The sequence below is a fragment of the Flavobacterium aquicola genome, assembly GCF_003385115.1.
GTDB classification, from domain to species: domain Bacteria; phylum Bacteroidota; class Bacteroidia; order Flavobacteriales; family Flavobacteriaceae; genus Flavobacterium; species Flavobacterium aquicola.
The window spans coordinates 176,744-202,464 of the sequence record NZ_QUNI01000002.1 but is presented as its reverse complement, the minus strand read 5'-3'; the positions used below and the strand labels follow the sequence as shown (position 1 = coordinate 202,464).

Genomic DNA, 25,721 nt, shown 5'->3' with positions numbered 1-25,721 from the left:
ACAAATGAAATCTTCAACAAAGAAAAACAATTTTAAGCGGTCACTAGGCTTATTAGATGCAACTATGATAGTTGCTGGATCAATGATTGGATCAGGAATTTTTATAGTAAGTGCTGATATTGTCCGCAATGTAGGATCGGCTGGTGCTTTACTGCTGGTATGGCTGCTTACAGGTTTCCTTACAATAGCGGCGGCTTTGAGCTATGGAGAATTAAGCAGTATGTTTCCAAAAGCCGGAGGGCAGTACGTTTATTTAAGAGAATCTTTTAATTCGCTTACAGGGTTTTTATACGGCTGGAGTTTTTTCGCAGTAATACAAACGGGTTCTATTGCTGCGGTTGGTGTTGCTTTCAGCAAATTTGCAGCTTATGTTTTTCCTTCCTTGAGTGAGAATAATATAATTTTAGATTTAGGAATTTTACAGATATCAGCTGCGCAGTTAACCTCTATTATTCTAGTTGTTTTTCTTACGTATGTTAATACCAGAGGGGTTAAAGAAGGGAAAATTATCCAGACCGTTTTTACAATGGTAAAGCTGATTGCCTTGTTTGGTCTTATCATTTTTGGTTTTATACTGGGAGCAAAAGCTGATATTTGGAAAGCGAATTGGAGTTCCGGTTTTTCGATAAATAAGTTAGAAGGAAATACACTTGTTCCGTATTCGGGATTTGCAATAATGGGAGCTGTTGCGGCGAGTCTTGTTGGCAGTTTGTTTAGCAGTGATTCATGGAATAATGTTACGTTTATTGCCCGCGAAATAAAAAATCCTTCTAAAAACATTGGCCGAAGCCTTTTTCTTGGAACGCTGATTGTAACTATTATTTATGTTGCAACTAATATGATGTACTTGTCAGTACTTACACTGGACGAGATTGCACATGCTGAAAATGACCGCGTTGGTGTTGTCGCTTCCCAGCATATTTTTGGAAGCTCAGGAACTTATATTATCGCTGTATTATTGATGATTTCTACTTTTGGCTGTAATAACGGATTGATACTTTCAGGAGCAAGAGTCTATCACCGAATGGCTAAAGATGGTCTGTTTTTTAAAAAATTATCAAAACTGAATAAAAATGGAGTCCCTGGAAAAGCATTGTGGATTCAGTGTATTTGGGCATCGGTGCTTTGTTTAAGCGGTAAATACAATGAACTGCTGGATTATGTAATATTTGTTGTTTTAATTTTTTACATTTTAACCATAGCGGGTATTTTTAGATTAAGAAAAACAAAACCGGAATTAGAAAGACCGTACAAAGCAATTGGATATCCAGTATTACCTGCTATTTATATCCTTGCAGCTTCCAGCATCTGCATTATGTTATTAATATACAAGTACAATTCTTCTCTGCCAGGATTAGCAATAGTGCTCTTAGGAATTCCAATTTATTACTACTTCGTAAATAAAGGAAAGTAAATTACAGCTAAGCGTGGCTGAGTAATCAAACATTAACGATTAAAACATTTCTATAATGATACCGAATATAAAAAAGACCGCATTGACAATTTTGATAGGGATAAGCAGCGTAGCCTATTCTCAAAAGAATGATTATCCAATTCAGCCAGTGGATTTTACACACGTTCATTTGACAGATGATTTTTGGAAACCAAAGATTGAAGTTAATGCATCGGTTACTATTCCTTATATTTTAAAAAAGTGCAGGGAAACGGGGCGGATCAATAATTTTTTGAGAGCTTCGAAAACAATTCCTGGAGATAAACTTACCGAATTTCCTTTTGATGATACCGATGTATATAAATTGATAGAAGGAGCATCTTATGGACTGCAGGTTAAAAAAAATCCTATTCTGGAAAAACAGCTGGATACTTTAGTTGGAATAATTGCTGCAGCACAGGAACCAGACGGTTATTTGTATACTTTTAGAACTGTTCATGCCGAGCATCCGCATGACTGGATAGGAGATAAGCGCTGGGTAAAAGATGAAGATCTTAGCCATGAACTTTATAACGCGGGACATTTATATGAAGCAGCAACCGCTCATTTTACAGCGACAGGAAAACGTACGCTGCTGAATGTGGCAATAAAAAATGCGGATTTATTAGTTAAGGATTTTGGTCAGGGAAAATTGCAGATTTATCCAGGACACCAGATTGTAGAAATGGGTTTGGTAAAATTATATCGTGTTACCAAAGAAAAAAAATACCTTGATTTAGCCAAATTCTTTTTGGATGTTCGAGGACCTGGAGGAGATACATACAATCAGGCCGATAAAAAAGTAGTGGATCAAAAAACTGCAGTAGGTCATGCAGTTCGTGCGGCATATATGTACACGGGTATGGCTGATGTAGCTGCGTTAACGGGTAATAAGCAATACCTTAGTTCCATTGATAATATCTGGGGCGATGTAGTCGATACAAAACTATACATTACAGGAGGAATAGGAGCTACTGGAGCGGGAGAAGCATTTGGTGCAGCATACGAATTGCCTAATATGTCAGCTTATGCAGAAACATGTGCATCGATTGGTAATGTATATTGGAATTTAAGAATGTTTTTACTGCATGGAGATTCAAAATATATTGATGTTCTGGAACGCACTTTATATAATGGTTTACTGTCTGGTGTTTCATTAAGCGGGGATCATTTTTTCTATCCAAATCCTTTAGCTTCATTGGGGCAGCATCAGCGTGGAGAATGGTTTAGCTGTGCCTGCTGTATCTCTAATGTTACTAGATTTTTGCCATCAGTTCCAGGTTATGTTTATGCTCACAACGCAAATGATTTATATGTAAATCTTTTTATGAGCAATACAATGGATGTAAATCTTGATGCTGCAAAAGTTTCATTAACACAGCAGACAAATTACCCTTGGAACGGAAGTGTTGCATTGAATGTAGATCCTTCCAAAACGGCGAGTTTTTCAGTACACATCCGTATACCAGGCTGGGCAGTAAACAAGCCGGTATCCAGTGATTTATACCGTTTTACAGATAGTAATTCTGTACAGATTCCTATTTCAGTGAATGGAAAAAAAATAGATTATACTGTTGAGAAAGGCTATGCTGTTATTAATCGTAAATGGGCCAAAGGAGATAAAGTAATTGTAGATTTTCCTATGCCAATTCAAAAAGTACTTGCAAACGAGAATGTAAAATCAGATACTGATAGGTTTGCATTGCAGAAAGGACCTATTGTGTACTGCCTTGAAGGATTTGATCAGCCGGACAAAAGTGTGCAGAGTATTGTTGTAGATAAAAATGCTGCTGTAACGGAGAGTTATAAAGCAGACAAGTTAAATGGTATTTTAGAACTTTCGACAGTAGGTTTAACTTCCAGCAGAATAGAGAACAGCGAAGAACTAAAACAGACCAAAAGTGTGGTAAATGCTATTCCTTATTATGCTTGGAATAACAGAGGAAGCAATGAAATGGAAGTTTGGATTCCGTATGAGGCATCTGCATCAAATCCAAAACCTGCGAGTACTATTGCATCACGAAGTGTGGTAAGTTCTTCATCCAGAAGTAAATTAATGCTAAAAGCTTTAAACGACCAATACGAGCCGGCTAATTCTGCTGATAAAGAGGCTAATTATTTACATTGGTGGCCAAAAAATAATTCAGCCGAATTTGTACAATATGATTTTGATAAAGCCTATACAGTTTCATCTTCCCGAGTGTATTGGTATGATGATACGCCTTGGGGTGGCTGTGCAGTTCCAGCATCATGGAAGTTATTTTATAAAAAAGGAGAGGAATGGGTTCCTGTAAAGAACATCTCTATTTCTGAAATAGCTAAGGATAAATATAATTCAGTACAATTTGAACCTGTAACAACTACAGCTTTAAAGATGGAAGTGCAATTGCCAGTTGATAAATCATCGGGGATTCATGAATGGATTGTAAATTAGTGAAATTCATGAAAAATCTATCAGCCATATATAATAAATACAGAACTATATTTCTTTTTGTTTTATCATTGAATGTATTTTTTATTGTAAATAATACTGCACAAGCACAATCTATAAACCCTGTTTTGAGGTATACAGTTTCCATGCCAAATCCTGAGAATCATTATTTTCATGTTGAACTTAGCTGCTCGGGCTGGAAAGAGGAGACTATTGATTTCAAAATGCCAAATTGGATGCCAGGCTATTATCAAATAATGAGTTATAGTAAAATGGTGGAGAATTTTGCAACCAAAAGCAATAGTGAAAATCTGGCTGTAAAAAACATAAATGAAAATACATGGCAGATTAAAACTGAAAAAGGAAGACCATTTACATTGAGCTACGATGTAAAAGCCGATAAGCAGTTTGTTGCCAATAGTTATCTAGATGAGACGCATGCTTATATTATCCCAAATAGTTTGTTTGTGTATATCAACGGACATATAAATATTCCTGTTTCTGTAAAAATATCGGGAGTTAAAAAAGGATTCAAAATAGCAACAGGTTTAGATCAGGCCGCAGGAAAAGAGAATGAATTCACAGCACCTGATTTCGATATTTTGTATGATTGTCCTCTTTTAATTGGTGATTTAGAAGAATTGCCATCATTCAAAGTGAATGGAATTGAGCACCGTTTCATTGGATATAAATTGGGCAGTTTTGATAAAATTACTTTCATGAATAATTTAAAGAAAGTAGTAGAATCTGCAGCAGCGATTATCGGCGATATTCCATACAAGCAATATACATTTATAGGAATCGGTCCTGGTCAGGGCGGTATTGAACACTTAAATAATACAACTATAAGTTTTGATGGAAACGGATTAGACAATCCTGATGCCATGAATACCATGATGAATTTTTTGGCTCATGAATATTTTCATCACTATAACGTAAAAAGAATAAGACCTTTTGAATTAGGACCATTTGATTATGATAAAGGCAGTAAAACAAACCTTTTATGGGTAAGCGAAGGACTGTCTGTGTATTATGAATACCTAATTGTAAAAAGAGCGGGACTTGTAAGTGATCAGACTTTATTTAATTATTTCGAGGGCAGTATTAACGCTTTTGAAAACAGCCCAGGCAGATTTTATCAGTCATTAACGCAGGCTAGTTATGAAACCTGGAGTGACGGGCCTTTTGGAAAACAAGGAGAAGATGCCAATAGAGCAATATCGTATTATGAAAAAGGACCTGCTGCAGGCCTGATTCTTGATTTTGCCATTCGTCAGGCAACGCAGAACAAAAAATCTTTGGACAATGTGATGCAGTTTCTTTATTGGGAATACTATAAAAAATTACAACGCGGATTTACAGATGCTGAATTCCAGAATGCCTGCGAAACCATTGCAGGAATCTCACTGGCAGATGTATTTGAGTACGTTTACACTACGAAAGAGATTAATTATGACAAGTATTTATCCTATGCTGGTTTAAAAATGAAAGTACAATTAGATTCTGATTCTAAAACAAAAAAGTACTCGTTCCAGTTTTTGGATTCAGTCAATGATACGCAGCAAAAGATGTTACAGTCTTGGCTGAGCAGTAAATAATTTATTCATTTATTGAAATGTAAAAACAATTGACTTGGGTGTTGAAATTCCTGAAATACCTTTGAAATAGATAGTTCCGAATTAAAAAAGACCATCACATCATAAATTATTTTAATATGATGTAATGGTCTTTTTTATTTGTCTTTTGATAATTTTTTTTGTAAAAGGTTTTATAATGTGTAAAATTTTAAGATGTTAATTTTTTGCAGGCTTCCTTTATTTTTTACTTATATCATTAATAAGTATGAATTATTATTACAGAATTAACAATATTTTTTTGTTAGTGTTTAATTTATTCAGATTTGGGTGAATTAATAGAATAAAAGGATAATATAATATTGGTTTAGGATAAATTGTTGGTGTTTGTTGTTGCATTTATAATCTAATTTTACAAGTGTTTAAATTACACAAATGATTTTTGTGAATTAACAAAAAGGAATTTTTTAACCATAACCAAAACAAAAGCTATGAATTTTACTAACCTTTCAGCAATGCAGATTTTTGAAGGTAAATTTTGGAAGGGAAAAATTGGATTGACCACTTTTTTGCTTTTAACTTTTTTTACCTCATTTGCGCAAAAAACGATTCAAGGCTCTATTAAGGATATTAATGGAGTGCCACTTTCGGGAGTTACGATTTCGGAAAAAAATACGCCTGGCGGTGTATTATCTGATTTTGATGGAAAATATGAGATTACAGTTAAAAAATCAGATTCTAAATTAGTTTTTAGCTATTTAGGTTTTTTAACTCAGGAGATCGATATTGCAAACCGCAGTCAGATAAATATAGTTCTTAAAGAAAGTAACGAACAATTAAATGAAGTGGTAGTAGTAGGGTATGGAACTCAGAAAAAATCTAGAGTTACCACTGCAATCGCTAGTGTAAAGGAAAAGGATTTTATTAAGGGGAATATTAAAGATGCTTCCGATCTTATTAAAGGAAAAGTGGCTGGTTTAACAATTAGTAATGGTTCTGGAGATCCAGGATCAGGACCAAATATTACTTTGCGTGGAATTTCTACTTTACAAGGGTCAGCTGCACCTCTTGTATTAATTAATGGTGTACCTGGAAGCATTGATACAGTTGCGCCAAATGAAATCGCTTCTATAGATGTATTGAAGGATGCCTCTGCAGCGGCTATTTATGGTACAAGAGGGGCAAATGGAGTAATTCTTATTACGACAAAAACGGTGAATAAAGAAACTGCACCAACCATTACCTATTCTACATTTGCTACAATAAATAATTTTTATAATAAGGCTGATTTTTTGGATGCCACACAACAAAGAAATTTTCGTGCTCAAGGATTAAGAATAGCTTATGACGATGGTGGTGCTGATACCAATTGGTTAGACGAAATATCTGGAAGTGGATTTGCTCAAAACCACAATTTAGCTTTAAAAGGTGGATCGGCTAAGACAAATTATATAGTAAATCTTAATTATGTTAACGAAACAGGAGTTTTTAACAATACATTTAATAAGGAGTATCGATTTTCATTTGATGTAAATCATACGATGTTAAAAGATAAGTTAAAAATTAATTTAAGCTTACTTAATGGTACCCGAAATATGGGTCTTGATGAAGAAAGAGCTGCTTATGCTTATAGACAAGCTATGATTAGAAATCCTTCAGCTCCTGTATACAGCCCAGATGGAACCTATGAAGGAGATTATCCTACTCAAAAAAAGTTTCAGTATTATAATCCTGTTGCTATCATGAATGAAACAAAACAAGATAGAAATGAAACATGGCAGAGATTTACTGCTAATTTAACTCTTGATTTATTACCAGGATGGGATGTGGGAGCACAGTTCTCAAAAAATAAAAATACAGGCTTTAATGGGTATTATGAAACCAAAAAACATTATTCAAATACTATAAATTCACGAAATGGTGTGGCTTCCAGGGATACAGGTACGAGTGATAATGATTTAGTTGAGATAACATCCAAATACCATAAAATTTTAGACAAACATGAATTTACAGTATTAGGAGGTTATAGTTATCAATATAATGTAAATCAAGGATTTTCGGCTAGTAATTCTGATTTCCCTACTGATGCTTTTACCTATAATAATTTGAATACAGGAAATGCTTTGACTGATGGATTAGCAAGGATGGATAGTTATAAAAATGATAATACATTAATTGGATTCTTTGGTAGAGTTAACTATAACTTTAATAGTAAATACGATTTATTAGTTAGTATCAGGAGAGAGGGATCTTCTAAATTTGGTGAAAATTACCAATGGGGTAATTTCCCAGCAGTTTCTGCGGGATGGAGTATAAACAAAGAATCTTTTCTAGAAAATGTTACTGCTATAAATACTTTAAAACTAAGAGCAGGTTATGGAGAAACAGGAGTAATACCTAATGACTCTTATATGTCACTGACATTGTACAATTATGAAGGCTATTTTTATAATGATGGAAAATGGGTAAGGGGATTACAGCCAGCCAGCAATCCAAATCCTGATTTGCGTTGGGAGAAAACGGCAGAAGTAAATTTAGGTCTTGATTTTGGATTTTTTAATAATAGAATCAGCGGAAGTGTTGATGTGTATAGTAAAAAAACAAGTGATATGTTATGGAGATACTCTGTGCCCAAACCTCCTAATGTATATGATTGGACTATTGCTAATGTTGGGAAAATGGAAAATAAAGGTATCGAAATTCTACTAAATACCATTCCTGTAAAAACGAATAATTTTACTTGGAGTTCCTCAATGACTTTTTCACACAATAAAAATGAATTAACAAGTCTTTCTAATGATTTATATAAAATTGAAGGAGATTATATAAATAGAGGAAACACAGGGGATCCAATTTCATTTGATACACATAGATTAGAAGTTGGTCAATCATTAGGTAATTTTTGGGGCCTAAAATCGGTAGATATTACTAATGATGGAAAATGGATTGTTGAATTGCCAGACGGTACAAGAAAAACACTTGATCCTTCTATGTACAATGATACTAATAAGCAATATTTAGGGAATGGTATTCCGCAATATTATGCAGGTTGGACCAATACTTTTAGCTACAAAAAATTTGATTTAAGTGTAGTGTTGACAGGAGCTTTCGATTTTCAAATACTAAATAGTCAGCGTATGTTTTATGCAAATTCTAAAACCGATTATAATATGTTAGCTTCATCATTTGACAAAGTGTATGATAAGGCGGTACTAAATTATGATCCAACTTACGTAAGTTATTATATTGAACAAGGAGATTATGTAAAGGTAGATAATGTAACGTTATCTTATAATTTTGATGTTGAGCCATTTAAATTTTTAAATGCAATGAGATTGTATGTATCTGGAAACAATCTAGCCACATTTACAAAATACAAGGGATTAGATCCTGAAATAAAAAGAGAAGATCCTACGTCTCAAGGAATGGACAACAGGGATAAATATCCAAGTACTACAGGCATAACTTTAGGATTAAATGTAACTTTTTAAATTAATTCAAAATGAAAAATAAAAACATAATATATAAAATTCTTGCTTCTGGCTTACTGCTTTTAGGAACAGGATGCACCAATTTAGATGAGAATGTTTATGATAAAGTCATTGCAGAGGAAACTGTATTTAAGGCAGAAGATTTGGCAAGTCTTATGGCACCAGCATATACATCATTTAGAGATGTTTATTGGGGCTGGGATGCGGCCTTTTGTTTATATGAAGAATCATCAGATTTAATAGTAACGCCATTAAGAAAAAGTATTGGCTGGGGAGATTATTACATTACAATGCACCAACACACGTATGAAGCTCCGCTACCTCATGCAGAAGGGAATTGGGCTTATTTGTTTGGAGGTGTAAATAATGTTAATAAAGCTATTTATCAAATAGAACAAATACCAAATCTTGAAAATAAAGAAGCTATTTTTCAGGAACTAAGAGCTTTAAGAGCCATTTATTATTATTTATTATTGGATAATTTTAGAAATGTTCCTATTGTAACCAAATATGATTTACCTAAAGGATTTTTGCCAACACAAAATACAGGTAAAGAAGTATATGATTTTGTAGAAAGTGAACTAAAAGAAGCTTTACCTTATTTAAATGATAATAATAAGAGAGAAACTAAGTATTATGGAAAAGTTACAAAATGGGCTGCTGAGATGACATTAGCCAAATTGTATTTAAATGCTGAAGTATATACAGGAATGCCAAAATGGAACGAAGCTTTAGCTCAGGTTAATGATGTTATAAATAATGGTGGGTTTGCTTTGACAACTAATTATTTGGATAATTTCATAATAGAAAATCAATCTTCTTCAGAACAGATATTTTCTATTCCTTTTGATCAAAAAAAAGCTGGTGGAAGTTACTGGCCATTTAAAACATTAGCTGCACCAAGTCAGGCAACTTATGAATTAGCTGGTGGGCCTTGGAATGGTTCTAGTGGGATACCTCAATTTATAGATACTTATGATCCTGATGATCAAAGATTAAAAGATTCTTGGCTGGGAGGGAAACAGTTTGATAGCAAAGGGGAACCAATAATGGTAGATGGTAAACAATTTGAATATATTAACTACTTGACAGATGTTAATGGCTGCGAAATTAACGAAGGGTATAGAATGGTTAAATATGAAATTGGTAAAGGTCAAATTGCACAAACAAGTAATGATGTTCCTTTTTATAGATTAGCCGATGCTATGATGATTAAAGCAGAGTGTTTGTTAAGAACAGGACAAGCAGATGAAGCGGCAGAAATTGTTACAAGAGTAAGAGAAAGAAATTTTAGAAAGACTAATCCGGCCAAAGCAACTGTTACAGGTGCCAAACTGTTAGGAGGAAGTGTTTATAAATATGGTACTTATGAAGCAGGTGTAATTACCAATTATGAAGGTGGTGCTGATATTAAATACGGAGGTTTCTTAGATGAATTGGCTTGGGAATTTGTTGGAGAAGCGCATAGAAAACAAGATTTAATACGATTTGGAATATTTTCAAAAAAATCATGGTTCTCAAATAAAGCAAATCCTTCAGGTGATTTTAGAGCTATTCTTCCAATACCGAAGGTTCAGCTGGAAAGAAATAGTAATTTGAAGCAAAATCCAGGATATATACAATAAAAAGTTTTGAGTTAGTTTTAGTTTTTATGGGAGGTAAAATGTTTTTTTACCTCCTTTTTTTATTTTATAACAAATTAGTAATCATGAAAAATCATTTTATAAAGGGATTATTTTTAAAAAATATAATAGTCTGCATGTTTCTTTTTACCTCTTGTTCTGCTGAGAGCAACGAATCCAAAGTTGAAGTGGTTATTCCTCCGGCTGATTCCCCTTTTATTTTTGGAAAAAAACCTACTACAGGAAAAGAAGTTTACATACCTATTGAGTTAAAGCAAAATGATTTTAACTCTAAAAGCAGTAAATGGTGTTACCAGCGAAGTGCTTCTTCTGAGAATATTATCGTTTTTTGGGAAGCTGGTTTTGGTGATGATCCAACCGTTACTCAAAAAGAAAGTATGCGCGTAAATCTTAAAGATTTCATAGAAAAAGCAGAAAAATTTTATGCCTATTACAGAGATGAAATGAAATTTGTCCAGAAAGGAAAATCAAAAACAGATCAATACAGAATGATCGTGATGCTGATTTATCAGGATGAATGGCTGGCAACAGGGGCTGGTTATGACAATGTTATCGGCGCATTATGGGTAAATCCAACAACTTGTAATCCAGTTGGTAATGTAATTGCTCATGAGTTTGGGCATTCTTTTCAATACCAGGTAAATTGTGATGGAGGATATGGTTTTAGAGATCAGAATTATGTGGGGTCATTTTGGGAACAATGTGCGCAGTATATGTCCTGGCAGCTTTATCCTGCTGAATTTACACGTGAGTTACCTTATTTTTTAAAAAATGTGCACAAGAACTTTTCGCATGAAGATATCAGATACCAATCTATGTATCTAATGGAATATTGGAAACAAAAACACGGGAAAGATTTTCTCGGAAGAGTCTGGAAAGAAGCCATTAAGCCAGAACATCCGATAGAAGCTTATAAACGAATTACAAAAATCACACAGGAGCAATTCAATGATGAGGTTTTTGAATATGCCTGTAAAAATATAACTTGGGATTATCCCTTGGGAGAAAACAACAACAATTTTATCAATGCTTTGCCAAAATCCCAACAGGAAGAATATAAACACAAAACGAGTTTAACGGCAGTCAATGATGGTTATTTTCAGATTTCTTTGGAGCAGATTCCTCAAAGTTACGGATATAATGCCATAAAGCTTAAAGTTCCCGCAGCTGGCACAAATGTATCAGTTACATTTGAGGGACTAGATAATAATTGGAAGACAATTGCAGGCTGGCGCTGGGGTTTTGTGACAGTTAATAGTCAAAATAAAGCTGTCTATGAAACAATACAAAGGGATGCAAAAGGCTCAGCATCAATTTTAATAAAGGAAGATAGTAAAGAGTTATGGCTTGTTGTTACCGGCGCACCAACAGAACATGTGAATCATGTTTGGGATGATAATAATGCCAACGATGAAAATTTTCCGTATAAATTAAAATTTGAGAATACAAATCCTCTTTGATTTATTTGTTTGATAAAGTGTTTATAAAGAGTGCTTTAGAGTGTTTTTTATTCGATATTATATTTCGAATTGCTATAACTATTTTTTTAGAAAGTCTCTTAAATAGTTTGCTTAAAACATAATGTATTCTATTGGCGTATCATAAAAAAAGAAATGCACTCCATATTTAAGGAGTGCATTTCTTTTTTTTAATTTATAAATATTTTATTTGTCGATAGATCCCAATACTCTTTTCATGAAACTATTAAGAGCCTCTTTTTTGTCGGTTCCCTGCTGTGTCATTTTGTGAACTTCAAGGGCGCCGTACATATTCGAAATTAATTCGCCTATGACATCTAATTCTTCGTCTTTCAATGAAGGAATTTCGGTCATTGCTTCCAGTACTTCAATGGTTTCGATGAGGTAATCCTGATCGTTTTCTTCGATGAATTGGGTTAAATGTTTTATTACGGGTAACTTCATGTTTTACTGTTTATTTGTTTAATCGTTTATACGTTTATCGTTTTGTCAATGATTTATTAGTCAATTAAACAAATTAACGATTGGCCAATTTAACGATTAAACAATCTCATTAACCAATTCGATCAAAACTTCCTGCTTATTGGTTTGGGTTTCGTTTACTAATTTTCCATTTACAAAAGTGGCAAATGTTGGCAGGTTGCTAACGTTGGCTAGTTTTCTTGATTCTGGAAAATTTTCAGCATCTACCAAAACAAATGAAATACTTTCGTTTTCTGAAGCCAGTTTTTTGAATTTTGGTTTCATGATTCTGCAGTTACCGCACCATGAAGCCGAAAATTGAACTACCACTTTTTCATTCTGAGCAACTAGGGCTCCTAATGTATCTTCGTTTAATTCGATTAACATATTTTTTTTGAGTTTCTAAGTTACTAAGATTTTGAGATTCTAAGTTTTTTAGAAACTTAGCAACTTTAATTAAAGTATGATATTTTGGTATTCTTTTTTTAAGATTCTAAGTTTCAGAGAGTCTTTGCGACTTAGAAACTTAGAATCTTAGAAACTTTTTATTAGTTTAAACTTAAATATTCTGCAGTACTTTTTCTGTCAGCATTCATTGCTTCTTTTCCAGCTTCCCAGTTTGCAGGACAAACTTCGCCTTTTTCCTGAATGTGAGTGTAAGCGTCAACCATACGTAAATATTCGTTTACGTTACGTCCTAATGGCATATCGTTTACGCTTTCGTGAAAGATTTTTCCAGTTTCGTCAATTAAGTACGTAGCTCTGAAAGTAACGTTAGAACCTTCGATGATTACTGAATCTGTATCTTCGCTATACTCAGTTGAATCAATATCAAGAATTCCTAAAATGTTAGATAAGTTTCTGTTAGTATCTGCAAGAATTGGGTAAGTTACGCCTTCAATTCCTCCATTGTTTTTTGGAGTATTTAACCAAGCAAAGTGAACTTCGTTAGTATCGCAAGAAGCTCCGATTACAATTGTGTTTCTTTTTTCAAATTCTGGTAAAGCAGCTTGGAAAGCGTGTAATTCTGTTGGACATACAAAAGTGAAATCTTTTGGGTACCAAAACAAAAGTACTTTTTTGTTATTGTTTACTGCTTCTTCGAAGATGTTGATTTTTAAGTTGTCACCCATTTCTGAGATAGCATCTACTGCAATACTTGGGAATTTTTTACCTACTAATGACATATTTATTAATTTTAGTTATTTAAATTTTTATTGGTGCAAATATAAGGCTGATAGAAAGAGATAGTAAATAAATTTTTATTATTAATATTTATAAAGCAATAGTGCGTGATTATTGTTGTTTTTAAATGACTGTAATAGAAACTGGTAGGTCTCCTTTGCCTTTTTTGTCCTCTAATAATTGTTCGGCAGCGCTTTCTTGAAATTCCACAAAATCCTGATACATGACTACAATCCCGATAGTTTTTTCCAGATCTGGAATCACCTGCAGTGCATATGGATTTCCAAAAACATAGAGAATGCATTTTTTTGTTTCAAATAATTCGCCCAAAAATGCCAAAATAGTATCTTCTAAATCAAATTTGTTTAATGGTTTGGTTTTTGGAACGAATAAGGATATTAGTATCGTATCAAAGGGGGCAAGATCTTCTTTGAGAGTTGTTTCAATTAATTCGCCGGCATTTTCTATTGCGTATTCCGGAGAAGGCAGGACCGAAGCTAAAGTCTTGAAAAATGAATTGTCAATCGTTTTATAAATACTTAATTTGGCTAGGCGCTCTCTATTTTTAGAATCAAAAAGCAGAATCGAACTGTTTTTGTCCTTTATTTCGGTAATGCAGTAATCGGCTATTTTTCTATTTAAGGCCGAAACCGTTTTAAAATCAAAATCGGCTGGAGTCTCTTTGTTTTCGTCAAAAAGTCCTGCTTTTTGTTTGCATTTCATGATGCGGTTCAAACTGGCTTCGATACGTTCAGGACTTGCATTTTTTAGTATTTCCTGAATACCTTCGGGTACATTTTCAGCAAAGCAAAGTACATCATTTCCAGCATTAAAAGCTTCCCATTCCAGCTGGCCTTTCACATCATATAATTTGGAAACGCTGTGCATATTCAAGGCATCCGAAATAATTAGACCGTCATAACCCAATTGCTCCCGCAGCAGTTTTTCTATTATATTTTTGGATAAAGTGGCCGATGTTTCTTTTCCATCATTCAATGCGGGAACAGCCAAATGGCCTATCATAATAGAATCGACCTGATTTTCAATGCCTTTTATGAAAGGGATTAATTCGTTTTCGAGTAATTGTTCTAGATTTTCCTGTAAAACAGGTAATCCTAGATGTGAATCGACGCTCGTATTTCCATGTCCTGGAAAGTGTTTTAAGCATCCCAAAATCCCAGCATCAGACATACCGCGAAGATATTCTAATGCGTATTGAGCAACTTTTTCTTTATTGGAACCAAAAGAGCGGTAACCAATTACTGGATTATTAGGATTGTTGTTAATATCAGCCAAAGGAGATAAATTATAATGAATCCCCGCCGATTTTAAGTCCAATCCAATTTGTTTTCCTACTTCATATACCAAATCGATTTTTCTCTCAGGCAGAGCACCAAGAGTAATTGCATAAGGATATTGCGGTGTTTTTTCGACACGCATGGCCAAGCCCCATTCGGCATCAATACTCATTAATAGGGGGGTAGAGGCGCATTTTTGGTAACGAACAATCAGGTCTTTCAAACGCTGAAAACTATCGTCGTTAAATTCTACTTTTTTCTTAGACTCATAATTAGTTGCCGCACTGGCTCTGCTGTGAAAAAATGTCAGCCCTCCAATATTGTATTCTTTGATTAAACGTTCTGTTTCCAGAATGTTCTCTTCTGTATCGTTGATAAAAACGGCAGGAAAAAAGAATTGTCCTATTTTTTGTTCTAGTGTCATTGTTTATGAATTTTCTTCTTCAAATTCTTGTACCCATTCCATGAGTTTTTGCTGTAAAAGTTCTTTTTCAGGGAGATACAGACTATATTCGGAAGCGTAAATATTAGAGTCTTTTGGAAGCGTAAGTTCTACAAGTGCATCATTTTTCTTTTTGCACAGTAAAATTCCAATTGTAGGTTTTTCGTGTTCCAGCTTTTCAAAACGGTCGTAATAATTGACATACATCTGCATTTGTCCTAAATCTTGATGGACTAATTTTTCTGTTTTTAAATCGATTATTACATAGCATTGGAGTAATCGATTGTAGAAAACCAAGTCTACAAAATAATGATCATTATCAAATGTAAATCTTTTTTGTCTGGCTTCAAACAGGAAGCCTTTGCCTAATTCTAATAAAAAGTCCTGTAATTTTGAGATGATGCCATGCTCTAAGTCGGATTCTGTATAAGAATGCTTTTCCTGTAATCCTAAAAAGTCCAATGTTAGTGGATTCTTTAATAAATCTTGAGGTCTATCTATTTTTTGCCCTTCAATAGCAAGTTTCATTACCTCATTTTTATCACGGCTTAAAGCTAATCGTTCGTATAAGCTCGAATGATATTGGCGTTTGAGCTGTGGTTCGGACCAGTTTTGTTCAAATGCTTCGATTTCATAGAAACTTCTTTCATTACTGTTCTCTATCCGCATTAAAACAAGATAGTGTGACCAGCTTAATTTGAATTTACTAGAAGGCTTCTGCTGAATCGAATCTAGTTTTTTATTGGTATTTTGCAATTCGCTAGAAGGCTTCTGTCGAATTGAATCGCATTGATTGTTAGTATTTTGTAATTTACTAGAAGGCTTCTCGTATTTTGAGTATGCAAGATGAAATTGCCTCATATTTCTTAAATTTTGTTCTGAAAAACCCTTTCCAAAACGTTCTTTAAGCCGGGCGGATAAGTCTTTTAGAATGGCTTTCCCATAAGCAGCGCGAATCTCTCCTTGCTGTTCTTCCTCAATAATCATTTTTCCTATTTCAAAATAGGTATGAACCATAGTCAGATTTACCGTTGTTACAACTTGTTTGCGGGCAAGTTCGAGTAACTCGGATACTTTGTTGAAAAGTGAATTCTCGTCTGTTTGATTACTTAATTGTGACATAATTCAAAATCAATTTGCTTCTTCATTTTTCAATATTTGAATTTGGAATAAAAAAAGTTTTATTTCTCCTCCGTTTTCTTTCCAAAATCAGCAGGATATTGCAGCAACTGAGATAGAATTAATCCTGGAATCGTTGCCAAAAACACCCAGATAAAGAAATTTCCATAACCTAAATATTGCTGTATATAACCGCTTAACATTCCGGGCACCATCATTCCCAGAGCCATAAAACCTGTTGCAATCGAGTAGTGCGAAGTTTTTGATTCTCCTTCTGCAACGTAAATTAAATACATCATAAAAGCAGCAAAACCAAAGCCATATCCAAATTGTTCCGCAATTATTACTCCTGTAATATAAGGGTTTAAAACATAATCAAAAGTGTAAAAGTATAATTCTAAATGCAGATTGAAAGCTGCAGCAGGATGAAAATGTGATAAGTAAACAAAACCAATTATCGGCAGATGCATTGCCAAGAACATAGGCAGCATCCATTTGCGCAGTCCTCCTTTTGAAATAGCTATTCCGCCAAGGATTCCCCCGACAACAAGCGCAGCAACTCCAAAGGTTCCATATATAATCCCGACATCTTCGGTAGTTAAACCCATACCTCCTTTGGCTTTTTCATCAATCAAAAAGGGAGTCAGCATTTTTAATAACTGCGATTCGCCCAATCTGAAAAGCAAAATGAAAGCCAGTATAATACCGATTTGTTTCTTTTGAAAAAAAGTAGCAAATACTTCACCGAAGCTCGCTTTATGAGTACTTTCGATCTCTTTGGTTTCTTCCACTTTTGGAGTGATGAAAAAATTATAGATTGTTAATAATGCCATAATCAGCGCCACAACGATCATAGTGTAAGACCAGGCTTGGCTTTTATCCCCGAATTTGTTTTCCAAATATCCTCCCAAAATTACAATCAGCCCATTTGCGGTAAGCATCGAAAGTCTGTAGAATGTGCTTCGGATTCCTAAGAAAAAAGACTGCTGTTCTTTGGCTAAAGCCAGCATATAAAAACCGTCGCTCGCCACATCATTTGATGCAGATGCAAACGCAGCAACCCAAAATAATGCTAAACTCAGCATGAAAAAGTGATTTGCAGGAATGGTCAGTCCCACAATTAAAAACGCAATTGAAATAACTAACTGCATCGCCAAAAACCATTTTCTTTTAGTGGCATACAAATCAATAAACGGACTCCAAAGCGGTTTGATTACCCATGGCAGGTATAATAAACTGGTATACACCCCAATGTCTTCATTCGCAATTCCCAGATTTTTATACATAATCACCGATACCGAAATAATAATAGCATACGGAAATCCCGAAGCAAAATTTAAAAACGGAATCCAATACCAAGGTTTACTGTCTTTCATTATTTAAGGAGGTTTAAGGGGTTATAGGTTTAAAGGTTTAATTTTGTTTGAGGGCTAACAGTTTAAAGTTAAAACAATATTAAACTATTTTAAACTTTACTTCGTCTGCGTTTCTGTTTCCAGATCAATTACAGTTTCTGGGCTTTCGTTAGCATAATAATCGATGTAAGTAAAAGCAAACGCTGCTTTACCAATCATTTTGTAAGCAGGAACTTCAATATTAAATTCGTTATTTTCTTCGGTAACAGCAATTTTTTCTATGATTTGAGTGACATCATTGGTTTTTATTTTGGCTGAATTTTTAGCGCCATACACAACAATGTAGCGCACTTGTGTCGGAAGATTAGGCTTTTTAAAAGTAATATAATAGCTGGCTGAGTCCTTAGTGATTGAATTAATCAGCAAAGTTTCGGTAAGCGTTTTTTTAAAGTTGGGAACAGGCAATGGCAGAGCAGGATATTTGTATTGGTTCTCTTTGAGATATTTTACCACATCCTGATTTTTATTGATAAACCATTTGGCACTAAAAAAACCATTTCCCTGGACATTTGGATAGTTTCGCGTAAGGTCAATCTGATTCGTAATTTCGTACATGTTATTCCAGTGTTTATCTGAATCCGATCTGATTTTATACGAGCTGTTTCCAATGTATAAGGCAGTATTATTTGGGACATTCTCAGACCACCATTTCATTAATTTAGCATAAGAAGCTGTTTTGTGGTCAATACTCCAATACAATTGCGGGATGATGTAGTCGATCCAATTGTTATTCATCCATTCCATAGGATCAGCAAATAAATCATCATAATTGGTCTGACCAGACTGGGTATCTGATCCTTTTGGGTCAACAGATTTGTTGCGCCAAACTCCAAACGGGCTGATGCCAAACTGCACCCACGGTTTTAGTTTTTTAATGCCAAAAGAAATATTTTTGACAAAAGCGGTAACATTCGAACGTCTAAAGTCTTCCAGAGAAAGACCGTTTCCATATTTTTGGTATGATGCTGTATCGTTAAAGTCAAGCCCTTTTATTTTATATGGATAGAAATAATCATCAAAATGTACAGCGTCGATATCATATTTAATCACCACTTCTTCAACGATTGCAGTTAAATGCTTTTGAACTTCTGGCAGCGCAGGATTGTAGTAATATTTACCGCCATACTCGATCATCCAATCGCGATGTTTATTATAATCATGATCAATACTTAAGTTTTCGGTTTTTAAATCCATCGTGGCGCGATACGGATTCATCCAAGCGTGAAATTCAAAACCGCGTCCGTGGCTTTCTTCGATCATCCATTCGAGAGGATCAAAATTTCCAGCTGGGGCTTTCCCTTCAGATCCAGTTAAATAACGGGACCAAGGTGCTAATATGGTGGGATATAAAGCGTCACCTACTGAACGTATCTGTACAACGACTGCATTATAGTTGAGTTTTTGATACGTGTCTAAAACCTGGATAAAATCTGCTTTCTGTTTTTCTACAGAATCCCAGCTGTTTTTAGGCCAGTCAATATTAACAACGGTAGCAATCCATACCGCTCGAAATTCATTTTTAGGATGCATCTCTCTTCTTTGGGCAAAACCAATGACAGCAAAAAACAGGAGGTATATAGTTGGAAATAACAGAGACTTCTTCAAAATCATTTTTAATCTTTTTATAAAGAAATCAAAAGTAGTTTTTTTAGCCAAGTTTATTAAACTAATTGCCAATAAATTTGGATTAACGTTCCTGTTTTACATTATTTCCAAAATGAATAATAGTAATGTGCCTTATCCTGCTATCCGCTGTAGCTCTCCATTAGAACACTTTTTTTACTTTCCCGTACAGGAGCTTCCGCTGGTCGCTCTATACAGGAAGTAAAAAATAGTGTTCTAATTTTCGAGGCTGCCACTGCTATCAGGGGCAAGGAATCCAACAATCATTAAATTCACTTTTACAAAGAAGTAATGCGGTAAATTCTAGCAGATAAACGTGTCAAAAAATGATTTATTTTTATATTATCTTCAGGCAAAAAATCACTCAAAATTCTTTCTTAAATCAATTATGGTCTGATTGGGCACATCAAGATTTACGAAACCTCTTCTCGGTCTGTCCAAATCCAGTGTGAACAAAACAACCAGCGACACCAAAAGACAAAATCCAATTTGGATCAGCCAGTCAATTTTGCCTTTGCGCCCTTCGGAGTAACCGCCATAAAATGAGCTTATAAGAGCCAGAAAAAATAACATAATCAAAATGCTTTCAGGAACTTTTGCTTTCTCTCCGGCAATTCGGGAAGTGGTAATATCAATCATTGTGTTTAAAGCGGGAATCATCTGCTGGGTTGCAGCAAGGTTGGCAGGATCTTTGGAAAGACTGCAGGCGCGTTTCCATAATTTGCCCGAAATCACCTGAGATAAACTGTCAGCTTTCAAAATTCCTTTTACATCTGCGCCTACTTGATAGTAAGAAATTCTTGCTTCGACATATTCTTTAAAATCCTTGCGGAACAAAGTTCTTGTGGAATCAGGATATAAATCACTTCGCAGTATGGCTGTTCCAATGTCATTTGCTTCTTCGATAACAATTTTTCTTCGAGAATCGTAACGGTCACCGCTCATTCCGAATGTAAATGCAAGTAAGAAAAAAAGCAATGCAACAAGTCCTGAAGTTTCAGTCGATTTGTCTTTATTGTCTTTTTTATTCCGAATATAATTTCCCGTGCGTTTTCCAATAAAACATGAAATAAGCATTAATATAAAAAGTAAAAGAGCAATTACCCAAGCCTCGGTCTGATTTAGTATACTTATATCCATTACTGTTTTGGTTTTAGAAGTTGATCCTGAATTTATTACACTAATGTAGATAAAAAAACTGCACCACAAAGAATTTATAAACCCAATCAGTCTGATGTCTAATTCACTATTGACTGCAAGAGACATAAAAGAAGATAAAGTACAGCTTTTACAGCGTGCGTAGCTAAAATATAATTACATAAACGAATATATTTCCGTTTTTTTATGGAGATTTTCTTGAATTGTATATTTGAAAGAAAGCCTAAAAAAGAGAAATGATTTTTTATATTTAATTGCTGTAAAAAATCAAATTCATAACTTTAAAGATTGAATTTGTTTTATATATTTGAGCTTTAATATTTTTTTATTGAAAATATTATTGAAAAGAACACTAAATTATGGTTATTTAATAATAAAATTAACAACATGGCATTAAAAGGGCTTTTTAGAAAAAAAACAGTTCAGGATATCTTAAAGCAGGTTGAGAAAAACAACTTGGAAGGGCATGAAACATTAGGAAAGCATTTGACCACCAAAGATTTAACTGCTTTTGGAATTGCTGCGATTGTAGGTGCCGGTATTTTCAGTACGATTGGGAAAGCCAGTTTTGACGGAGGTCCAGCTGTTATTTTTCTGTTTCTATTTACTGCTGTTGCCTGTGGTTTTGCCGCTTTTGCCTATGCCGAATTTGCTTCGCTGGTGCCAGTTTCGGGAAGTGCTTATACGTATTCGTATGTTGCTTTTGGAGAATTAATTGCCTGGATTATAGGATGGGCTTTGATTATGGAGTATTCGGTCGGGAATATAACGGTCGCGATCTCATGGAGTGATTACTTTACAGGACTGCTCTCCAGTGGCGGGATAGATTTACCGCAATGGGTTCAAATGGATTATCTGACAGCTTCTAATGGTTTCAAAGATGCTACAGCTTTGATGGAAGGAGGGAAGTCTTTTGAAAATTTAAGTGCAGGAATGCAGAGCGCTTATACAGCTTGGACAACAGCGCCAATGATAGGTTCCTTTCATTTTGTTGCCGATCTTCCTGCATTATTGATTATTGTTTTGATTACTGCATTGATTTATAGAGGAATGAAAGAATCACGTAATGCTAGCAACATTATGGTTATTGTTAAACTCTGCATTGTTTTACTAGTAATTGCTGTAGGTATGTTTTATGTTGACACTGCTAATTGGAATCCGTTTGCACCGAATGGAGTTTCGGGAGTTTTAAAGGGAGTCTCGGCAGTATTCTTTGCTTATATTGGTTTTGATGCTATTTCGACAACCGCCGAGGAATGTAAAAATCCCCAGCGTGATTTACCAAGAGGAATGATGTGGGCGATTATTATCTGTACAATTCTTTATATAGCCATAGCGTTAGTATTGACAGGAATGGTAAGTTATAATAGTTTGAATGTGGGAGATCCATTAGCTTTTGTATTTGATCAGCTGCATTTAAAATGGTTATCGGGAATTATTGCTGTAAGTGCTGTAGTAGCAATGGCAAGTGTTTTATTGGTTTTTCAGATGGGGCAGCCTCGTATCTGGATGAGCATGAGCCGTGATGGATTACTGCCAAAACGTTTTTCTACAGTGCACCCAAAATTCAAGACTCCTTCTTATGCGACTATTGTGACTGGATTTGTAGTTGCTGTTCCAGCTTTGTTCATGAATTTAACGATGGTTACAGATTTGTGCAGTATTGGTACTTTGTTTGCATTTGTTTTGGTCTGCGCGGGAGTTTTGGCTTTGCAGAACAGAACTGATATTCCAAGAGGAAAATTCAAAACGCCTTATGTGAATTCAAAGTTTATATTTCCGGTATTGATTATTACTGCTCTGGTTTTGGCTTTTACCTACAATAAAAAAGCGACTATGGATTTTATTACCAACGAGACAAAAATCAATGATTCCGAATTTATAATCACGTCTCTGAATAAGGAAGAAACTCAAAAAGTGTATGAATATCTGGTAAGTATTGAGAATAAGTCTGTTGATATAAAAAATCTTGATGCGGAGCAATTATTAAGCCAATACAAAGAGGATGATGCTAAATATGCCAGCGTAGTTGCCGGTCTGCCTATTTCGGATACTATAAAATATGAAAGCGGATTTGATTTGTTTAAACACAAAATACCAATGTGGATTTTTTGTATCGTTATCGTTGGGTTAGTGTTTTGGTCCTGGAAAGAGAACTTATCACTGATTCCGCTTTTGGGCTTGATATGCTGCCTGTATATGATGGCAGAATTAAGCGTTTGGAATTGGATTTATTTTGGAATCTGGTTAATCATCGGATTGATAATTTATTTTAGTTTCAGCCGTAACAACAGTAAGCTGAACACTCAAGAAGTTTAGTGAAATAATAATAAATAGAAAGCCGTTTTGAAGAATCAAAACGGCTTTCTTTTGTTTTTAATAAAGAAGGGAAATACCTTTCCATTAAATGCCCAAATCTGTTTGTAACAGTTACAGTCTGGATGTTTTTGTTTTAATTGTTGTTTTCAATTAATCCCAATCTTCATCATCTTCATATTCTTCAATTTTATCATTCTCATCTTCGACTTTGTCAATTTCCTCAATTTCCTCATTTCCATATGACTTTTTGATACGGTCTTGAATAATCATTGTTATGAATAAAATTACAGTAAACAACAACGAAAACATTATAAGTCCAACTAATGGCAATCGGCAAGCATTATTGTTTCTTTCAAGAGAATATACAATTATATTAAACGCTAAAATGGTAAATAGTATTTGGCCTAAAAAGCTAATTAAACAAATGGTTCCAAAGCTTAGTTTAATATCTCCTCCAATAGCTTTTCTGCCAAAAATAATCTGAAAGAATAGTGGTATTATAATTAAAATTGCATGCATTTATTTGTGATCTTTTTTTGTTATTAGTTTCTGTTATCTACGATTACTCTTCTGCAAATGTTATAAAATCTTCTTTCATAGGTAATTGTTTTTTTAACTGGTATCTGCTAACTTATTTTTTTATATGATAAACCGTCAGATTTCCTTCTTTTCAAATATAGAGAATAATAATTATAATCCTATAAAACGTACTTCTTGTCAATCAGTTATTATTTTACCTTCTAAAAACTCTGGTATAGCCTCAGAAGATTATAATTTATCCTCAGAAGACTGTAATTAGCCGTTAGTTGAGGCAAATTCGCAGTTAGTTATAACAATGTTAGTGACTTTACCACAACTAACAGAAGATTTAGGTCAACTAACTGAAGATTTAGGTCAACTAACCGCGGATTTGCCTTAACTAATCGTGGCATTCTTACAACTAACTCAAGAATTCTTACAACTAACTATGTTTTAAATATTTCTAAACCCGCTGGGTGTGGGCTTATATAAGTACCAGACGTGGAATACTGCATTTGCTTGAGTTATTAAAAGTGTTTCTTTAAAATTGTTGATGAAATCGTTATAATTGGAACAAAAAACCTTGAAAATTAAACTTTAAACAAAACTTTATTCCTTAATTTTGCAACACTAAAAATAAAAATCACATACTATGAGTTCATTTGACGTAGTCATTATAGGTTCTGGGCCAGGCGGATATGTTTCAGCTATTCGTTGTGCACAATTGGGTTTCAAAACAGCAATTATAGAGAAATATTCAACTTTGGGAGGGACTTGCTTAAACGTAGGCTGTATTCCTTCGAAAGCATTGCTTTCATCTTCATACCATTATGCTGAAATTAAGCATTTTGCCGATCATGGAATTGAACTTTCGGGTGATGTAAAAGTTAATTTAGAAAAAATGATTGCCCGCAAACAGGCGGTTGTCGATCAAACATCAGGTGGAGTTAATTTTCTGATGGAGAAAAATAAAATCACTGTTTTTAATGGTCTAGGATCATTTGTAGATGCGACTCATGTTGCTGTTGCAAAAGCTGACGGAACATCGGAAACAATCGAGGCCAAAAATATTATTATTGCTACTGGTTCAAAACCGTCTTCTTTGCCTTTTATCAAAATTGACAAAGAAAGAATCATCACCTCTACAGAAGCTTTAGCGCTTAAAGAAGTTCCAAAACACCTTGTTATTATTGGCGGTGGTGTTATTGGTATCGAATTAGGTCAGGTATATTTGAGATTAGGAGCGCAGGTTTCTGTTGTTGAATTCATGGACAGAATTATTCCGGGTATGGATGGTGCTTTGTCTAAAGAATTGACAAAAGTGCTGAAAAAACAAGGAATGAAATTCTATACTTCTCATAAAGTGCAGTCGGTTGAGAGAAATGGTGATGCTGTAATCGTTCAGGCAGAAAATGCAAAAGGTGAAGTAATTACCCTTGAAGGTGATTATTCATTAGTTTCTGTTGGCCGTCGTCCGTATACTGATGGATTGAATGCTGATAAAGCCGGAGTTAAAATCTCTGACAGAGGTCAAGTAGAAGTAAATGATCATCTGCAGACTTCGGTTCCAAATATCTATGCTATCGGAGATGTTGTTCGTGGTGCAATGCTTGCTCACAAAGCGGAAGAAGAAGGAACTATGGTTGCTGAAATCTTAGCTGGACAAAAACCGCATATTGATTATAATTTAATTCCAGGTGTTGTTTATACTTGGCCGGAAGTTGCTGCTGTTGGACAAACAGAAGAGCAGTTAAAAGCAACTGGTACAAAATATAAAGTGGGAAGTTTCCCTTTCAAAGCTTTAGGACGTGCTCGTGCGAGTGCAGATCTTGACGGATTTGTAAAAATCCTTGCTGATGAAAAAACAGATGAAGTTCTTGGTGTACACATGATTGGTGCTAGAACTGCCGATTTGATTGCCGAAGCAGTGGTTGCTATGGAGTATAAAGCTTCTGCCGAAGATATTTCCAGAATGTCGCACGCGCATCCAACATTTGCGGAAGCGGTAAAAGAAGCAGCATTGGCAGCTACAGACAATAGAGCTCTGCACGTATAATATAGATACTGCAGAGATGCACTGTGGCGCATCTTTACAAATAGAAAAAACCCGATGGAGAAATCTCTCGGGTTTT

General features: G+C 34.6%; 17 protein-coding genes. 8 read left to right on the top strand and 9 right to left on the bottom strand.

Going from position 1 to position 25,721, the window contains the following annotated elements; genetic code table 11:
- Positions 1-4: 4 nt before the first annotated feature.
- From C8P67_RS03490 to C8P67_RS03465, 6 genes are all read left to right on the top strand, one after another.
- A complete protein-coding gene (locus C8P67_RS03490) occupies positions 5-1,414 on the top strand; it encodes an APC family permease (protein ID WP_115810450.1) in 1,410 nt (469 codons plus the stop codon).
- Positions 1,415-1,469: 55 nt separating this feature from the next.
- On the top strand, positions 1,470-3,866 hold the full coding sequence (locus C8P67_RS03485) for a glycoside hydrolase family 127 protein (RefSeq protein WP_115810448.1): 2,397 nt from the start codon (positions 1,470-1,472) through the stop codon (positions 3,864-3,866).
- Positions 3,867-3,874: 8 nt separating this feature from the next.
- Entirely contained in the window at positions 3,875-5,461 is a 1,587-nt protein-coding gene (locus C8P67_RS03480; protein ID WP_170141404.1) for a M61 family metallopeptidase, read from the top strand.
- Between the two features lie 467 nt (positions 5,462-5,928).
- Positions 5,929-8,928, top strand: coding sequence for a SusC/RagA family TonB-linked outer membrane protein (locus C8P67_RS03475; protein ID WP_211319882.1), 3,000 nt, complete (start codon positions 5,929-5,931; stop codon positions 8,926-8,928).
- Between the two features lie 11 nt (positions 8,929-8,939).
- Positions 8,940-10,553 (top strand): RagB/SusD family nutrient uptake outer membrane protein, encoded by a 1,614-nt coding sequence (locus tag C8P67_RS03470; RefSeq protein WP_115810444.1) that lies wholly within the window; start codon positions 8,940-8,942, stop codon positions 10,551-10,553.
- 83 nt (positions 10,554-10,636) lie between these two features.
- Positions 10,637-12,031, top strand: coding sequence for a DUF6055 domain-containing protein (locus C8P67_RS03465; protein WP_147298197.1), 1,395 nt, complete (start codon positions 10,637-10,639; stop codon positions 12,029-12,031).
- Positions 12,032-12,235: 204 nt separating this feature from the next.
- Here the strand turns inward: C8P67_RS03465 and C8P67_RS03460 are convergent, their stop codons facing one another.
- The 8 genes from C8P67_RS03460 to C8P67_RS03425 form a co-directional block, all read right to left on the bottom strand.
- Entirely contained in the window at positions 12,236-12,493 is a 258-nt protein-coding gene (locus C8P67_RS03460; RefSeq protein ID WP_115810440.1) for a DUF6952 family protein, read from the bottom strand.
- Positions 12,494-12,589: 96 nt separating this feature from the next.
- On the bottom strand, positions 12,590-12,898 hold the full coding sequence (locus C8P67_RS03455; RefSeq protein WP_115810438.1) for a thioredoxin family protein: 309 nt from the start codon (positions 12,896-12,898) through the stop codon (positions 12,590-12,592).
- Positions 12,899-13,059: 161 nt separating this feature from the next.
- Positions 13,060-13,698, bottom strand: a complete 639-nt coding sequence (locus C8P67_RS03450; protein ID WP_115810436.1) for a peroxiredoxin — start codon at positions 13,696-13,698, stop codon at positions 13,060-13,062.
- 121 nt (positions 13,699-13,819) lie between these two features.
- The gene (locus C8P67_RS03445) at positions 13,820-15,418 is read right to left on the bottom strand and encodes a glycoside hydrolase family 3 protein (RefSeq protein ID WP_115810434.1); all 1,599 of its coding nucleotides are present in this window, start codon (positions 15,416-15,418) and stop codon (positions 13,820-13,822) included.
- A gap of 3 nt (positions 15,419-15,421) precedes the next feature.
- Positions 15,422-16,558 carry a PDDEXK nuclease domain-containing protein gene (locus C8P67_RS03440; protein ID WP_115810432.1) on the bottom strand — a complete coding sequence of 379 codons (1,137 nt, stop codon included), beginning with the start codon at positions 16,556-16,558 and terminating at the stop codon, positions 15,422-15,424.
- Between the two features lie 59 nt (positions 16,559-16,617).
- Positions 16,618-17,931 (bottom strand): MFS transporter, encoded by a 1,314-nt coding sequence (locus C8P67_RS03435; protein ID WP_115810430.1) that lies wholly within the window; start codon positions 17,929-17,931, stop codon positions 16,618-16,620.
- Positions 17,932-18,027: 96 nt separating this feature from the next.
- A complete protein-coding gene (locus C8P67_RS03430; RefSeq protein WP_115811032.1) occupies positions 18,028-19,581 on the bottom strand; it encodes a glycoside hydrolase family 10 protein in 1,554 nt (517 codons plus the stop codon).
- A gap of 372 nt (positions 19,582-19,953) precedes the next feature.
- Positions 19,954-20,733: a bestrophin-like domain gene (locus C8P67_RS03425; protein ID WP_147298196.1), complete on the bottom strand. Its 780-nt coding sequence runs from the start codon at positions 20,731-20,733 to the stop codon at positions 19,954-19,956.
- 405 nt (positions 20,734-21,138) lie between these two features.
- On the opposite strand from C8P67_RS03425, the gene C8P67_RS03420 reads away from it, so the two are divergent.
- The gene (locus C8P67_RS03420; protein ID WP_115810426.1) at positions 21,139-23,070 is read left to right on the top strand and encodes an APC family permease; all 1,932 of its coding nucleotides are present in this window, start codon (positions 21,139-21,141) and stop codon (positions 23,068-23,070) included.
- 150 nt (positions 23,071-23,220) lie between these two features.
- Here C8P67_RS03420 and C8P67_RS03415 read toward each other — a convergent pair whose 3' ends face one another.
- On the bottom strand, positions 23,221-23,589 hold the full coding sequence (locus C8P67_RS03415) for a hypothetical protein (protein ID WP_115810424.1): 369 nt from the start codon (positions 23,587-23,589) through the stop codon (positions 23,221-23,223).
- Between the two features lie 652 nt (positions 23,590-24,241).
- Here C8P67_RS03415 and lpdA point away from each other — a divergent pair.
- On the top strand, positions 24,242-25,645 hold the full coding sequence (gene lpdA / locus C8P67_RS03410; protein WP_115810422.1) for a dihydrolipoyl dehydrogenase: 1,404 nt from the start codon (positions 24,242-24,244) through the stop codon (positions 25,643-25,645).
- The last annotated feature ends 76 nt before the right edge of the window (positions 25,646-25,721 follow it).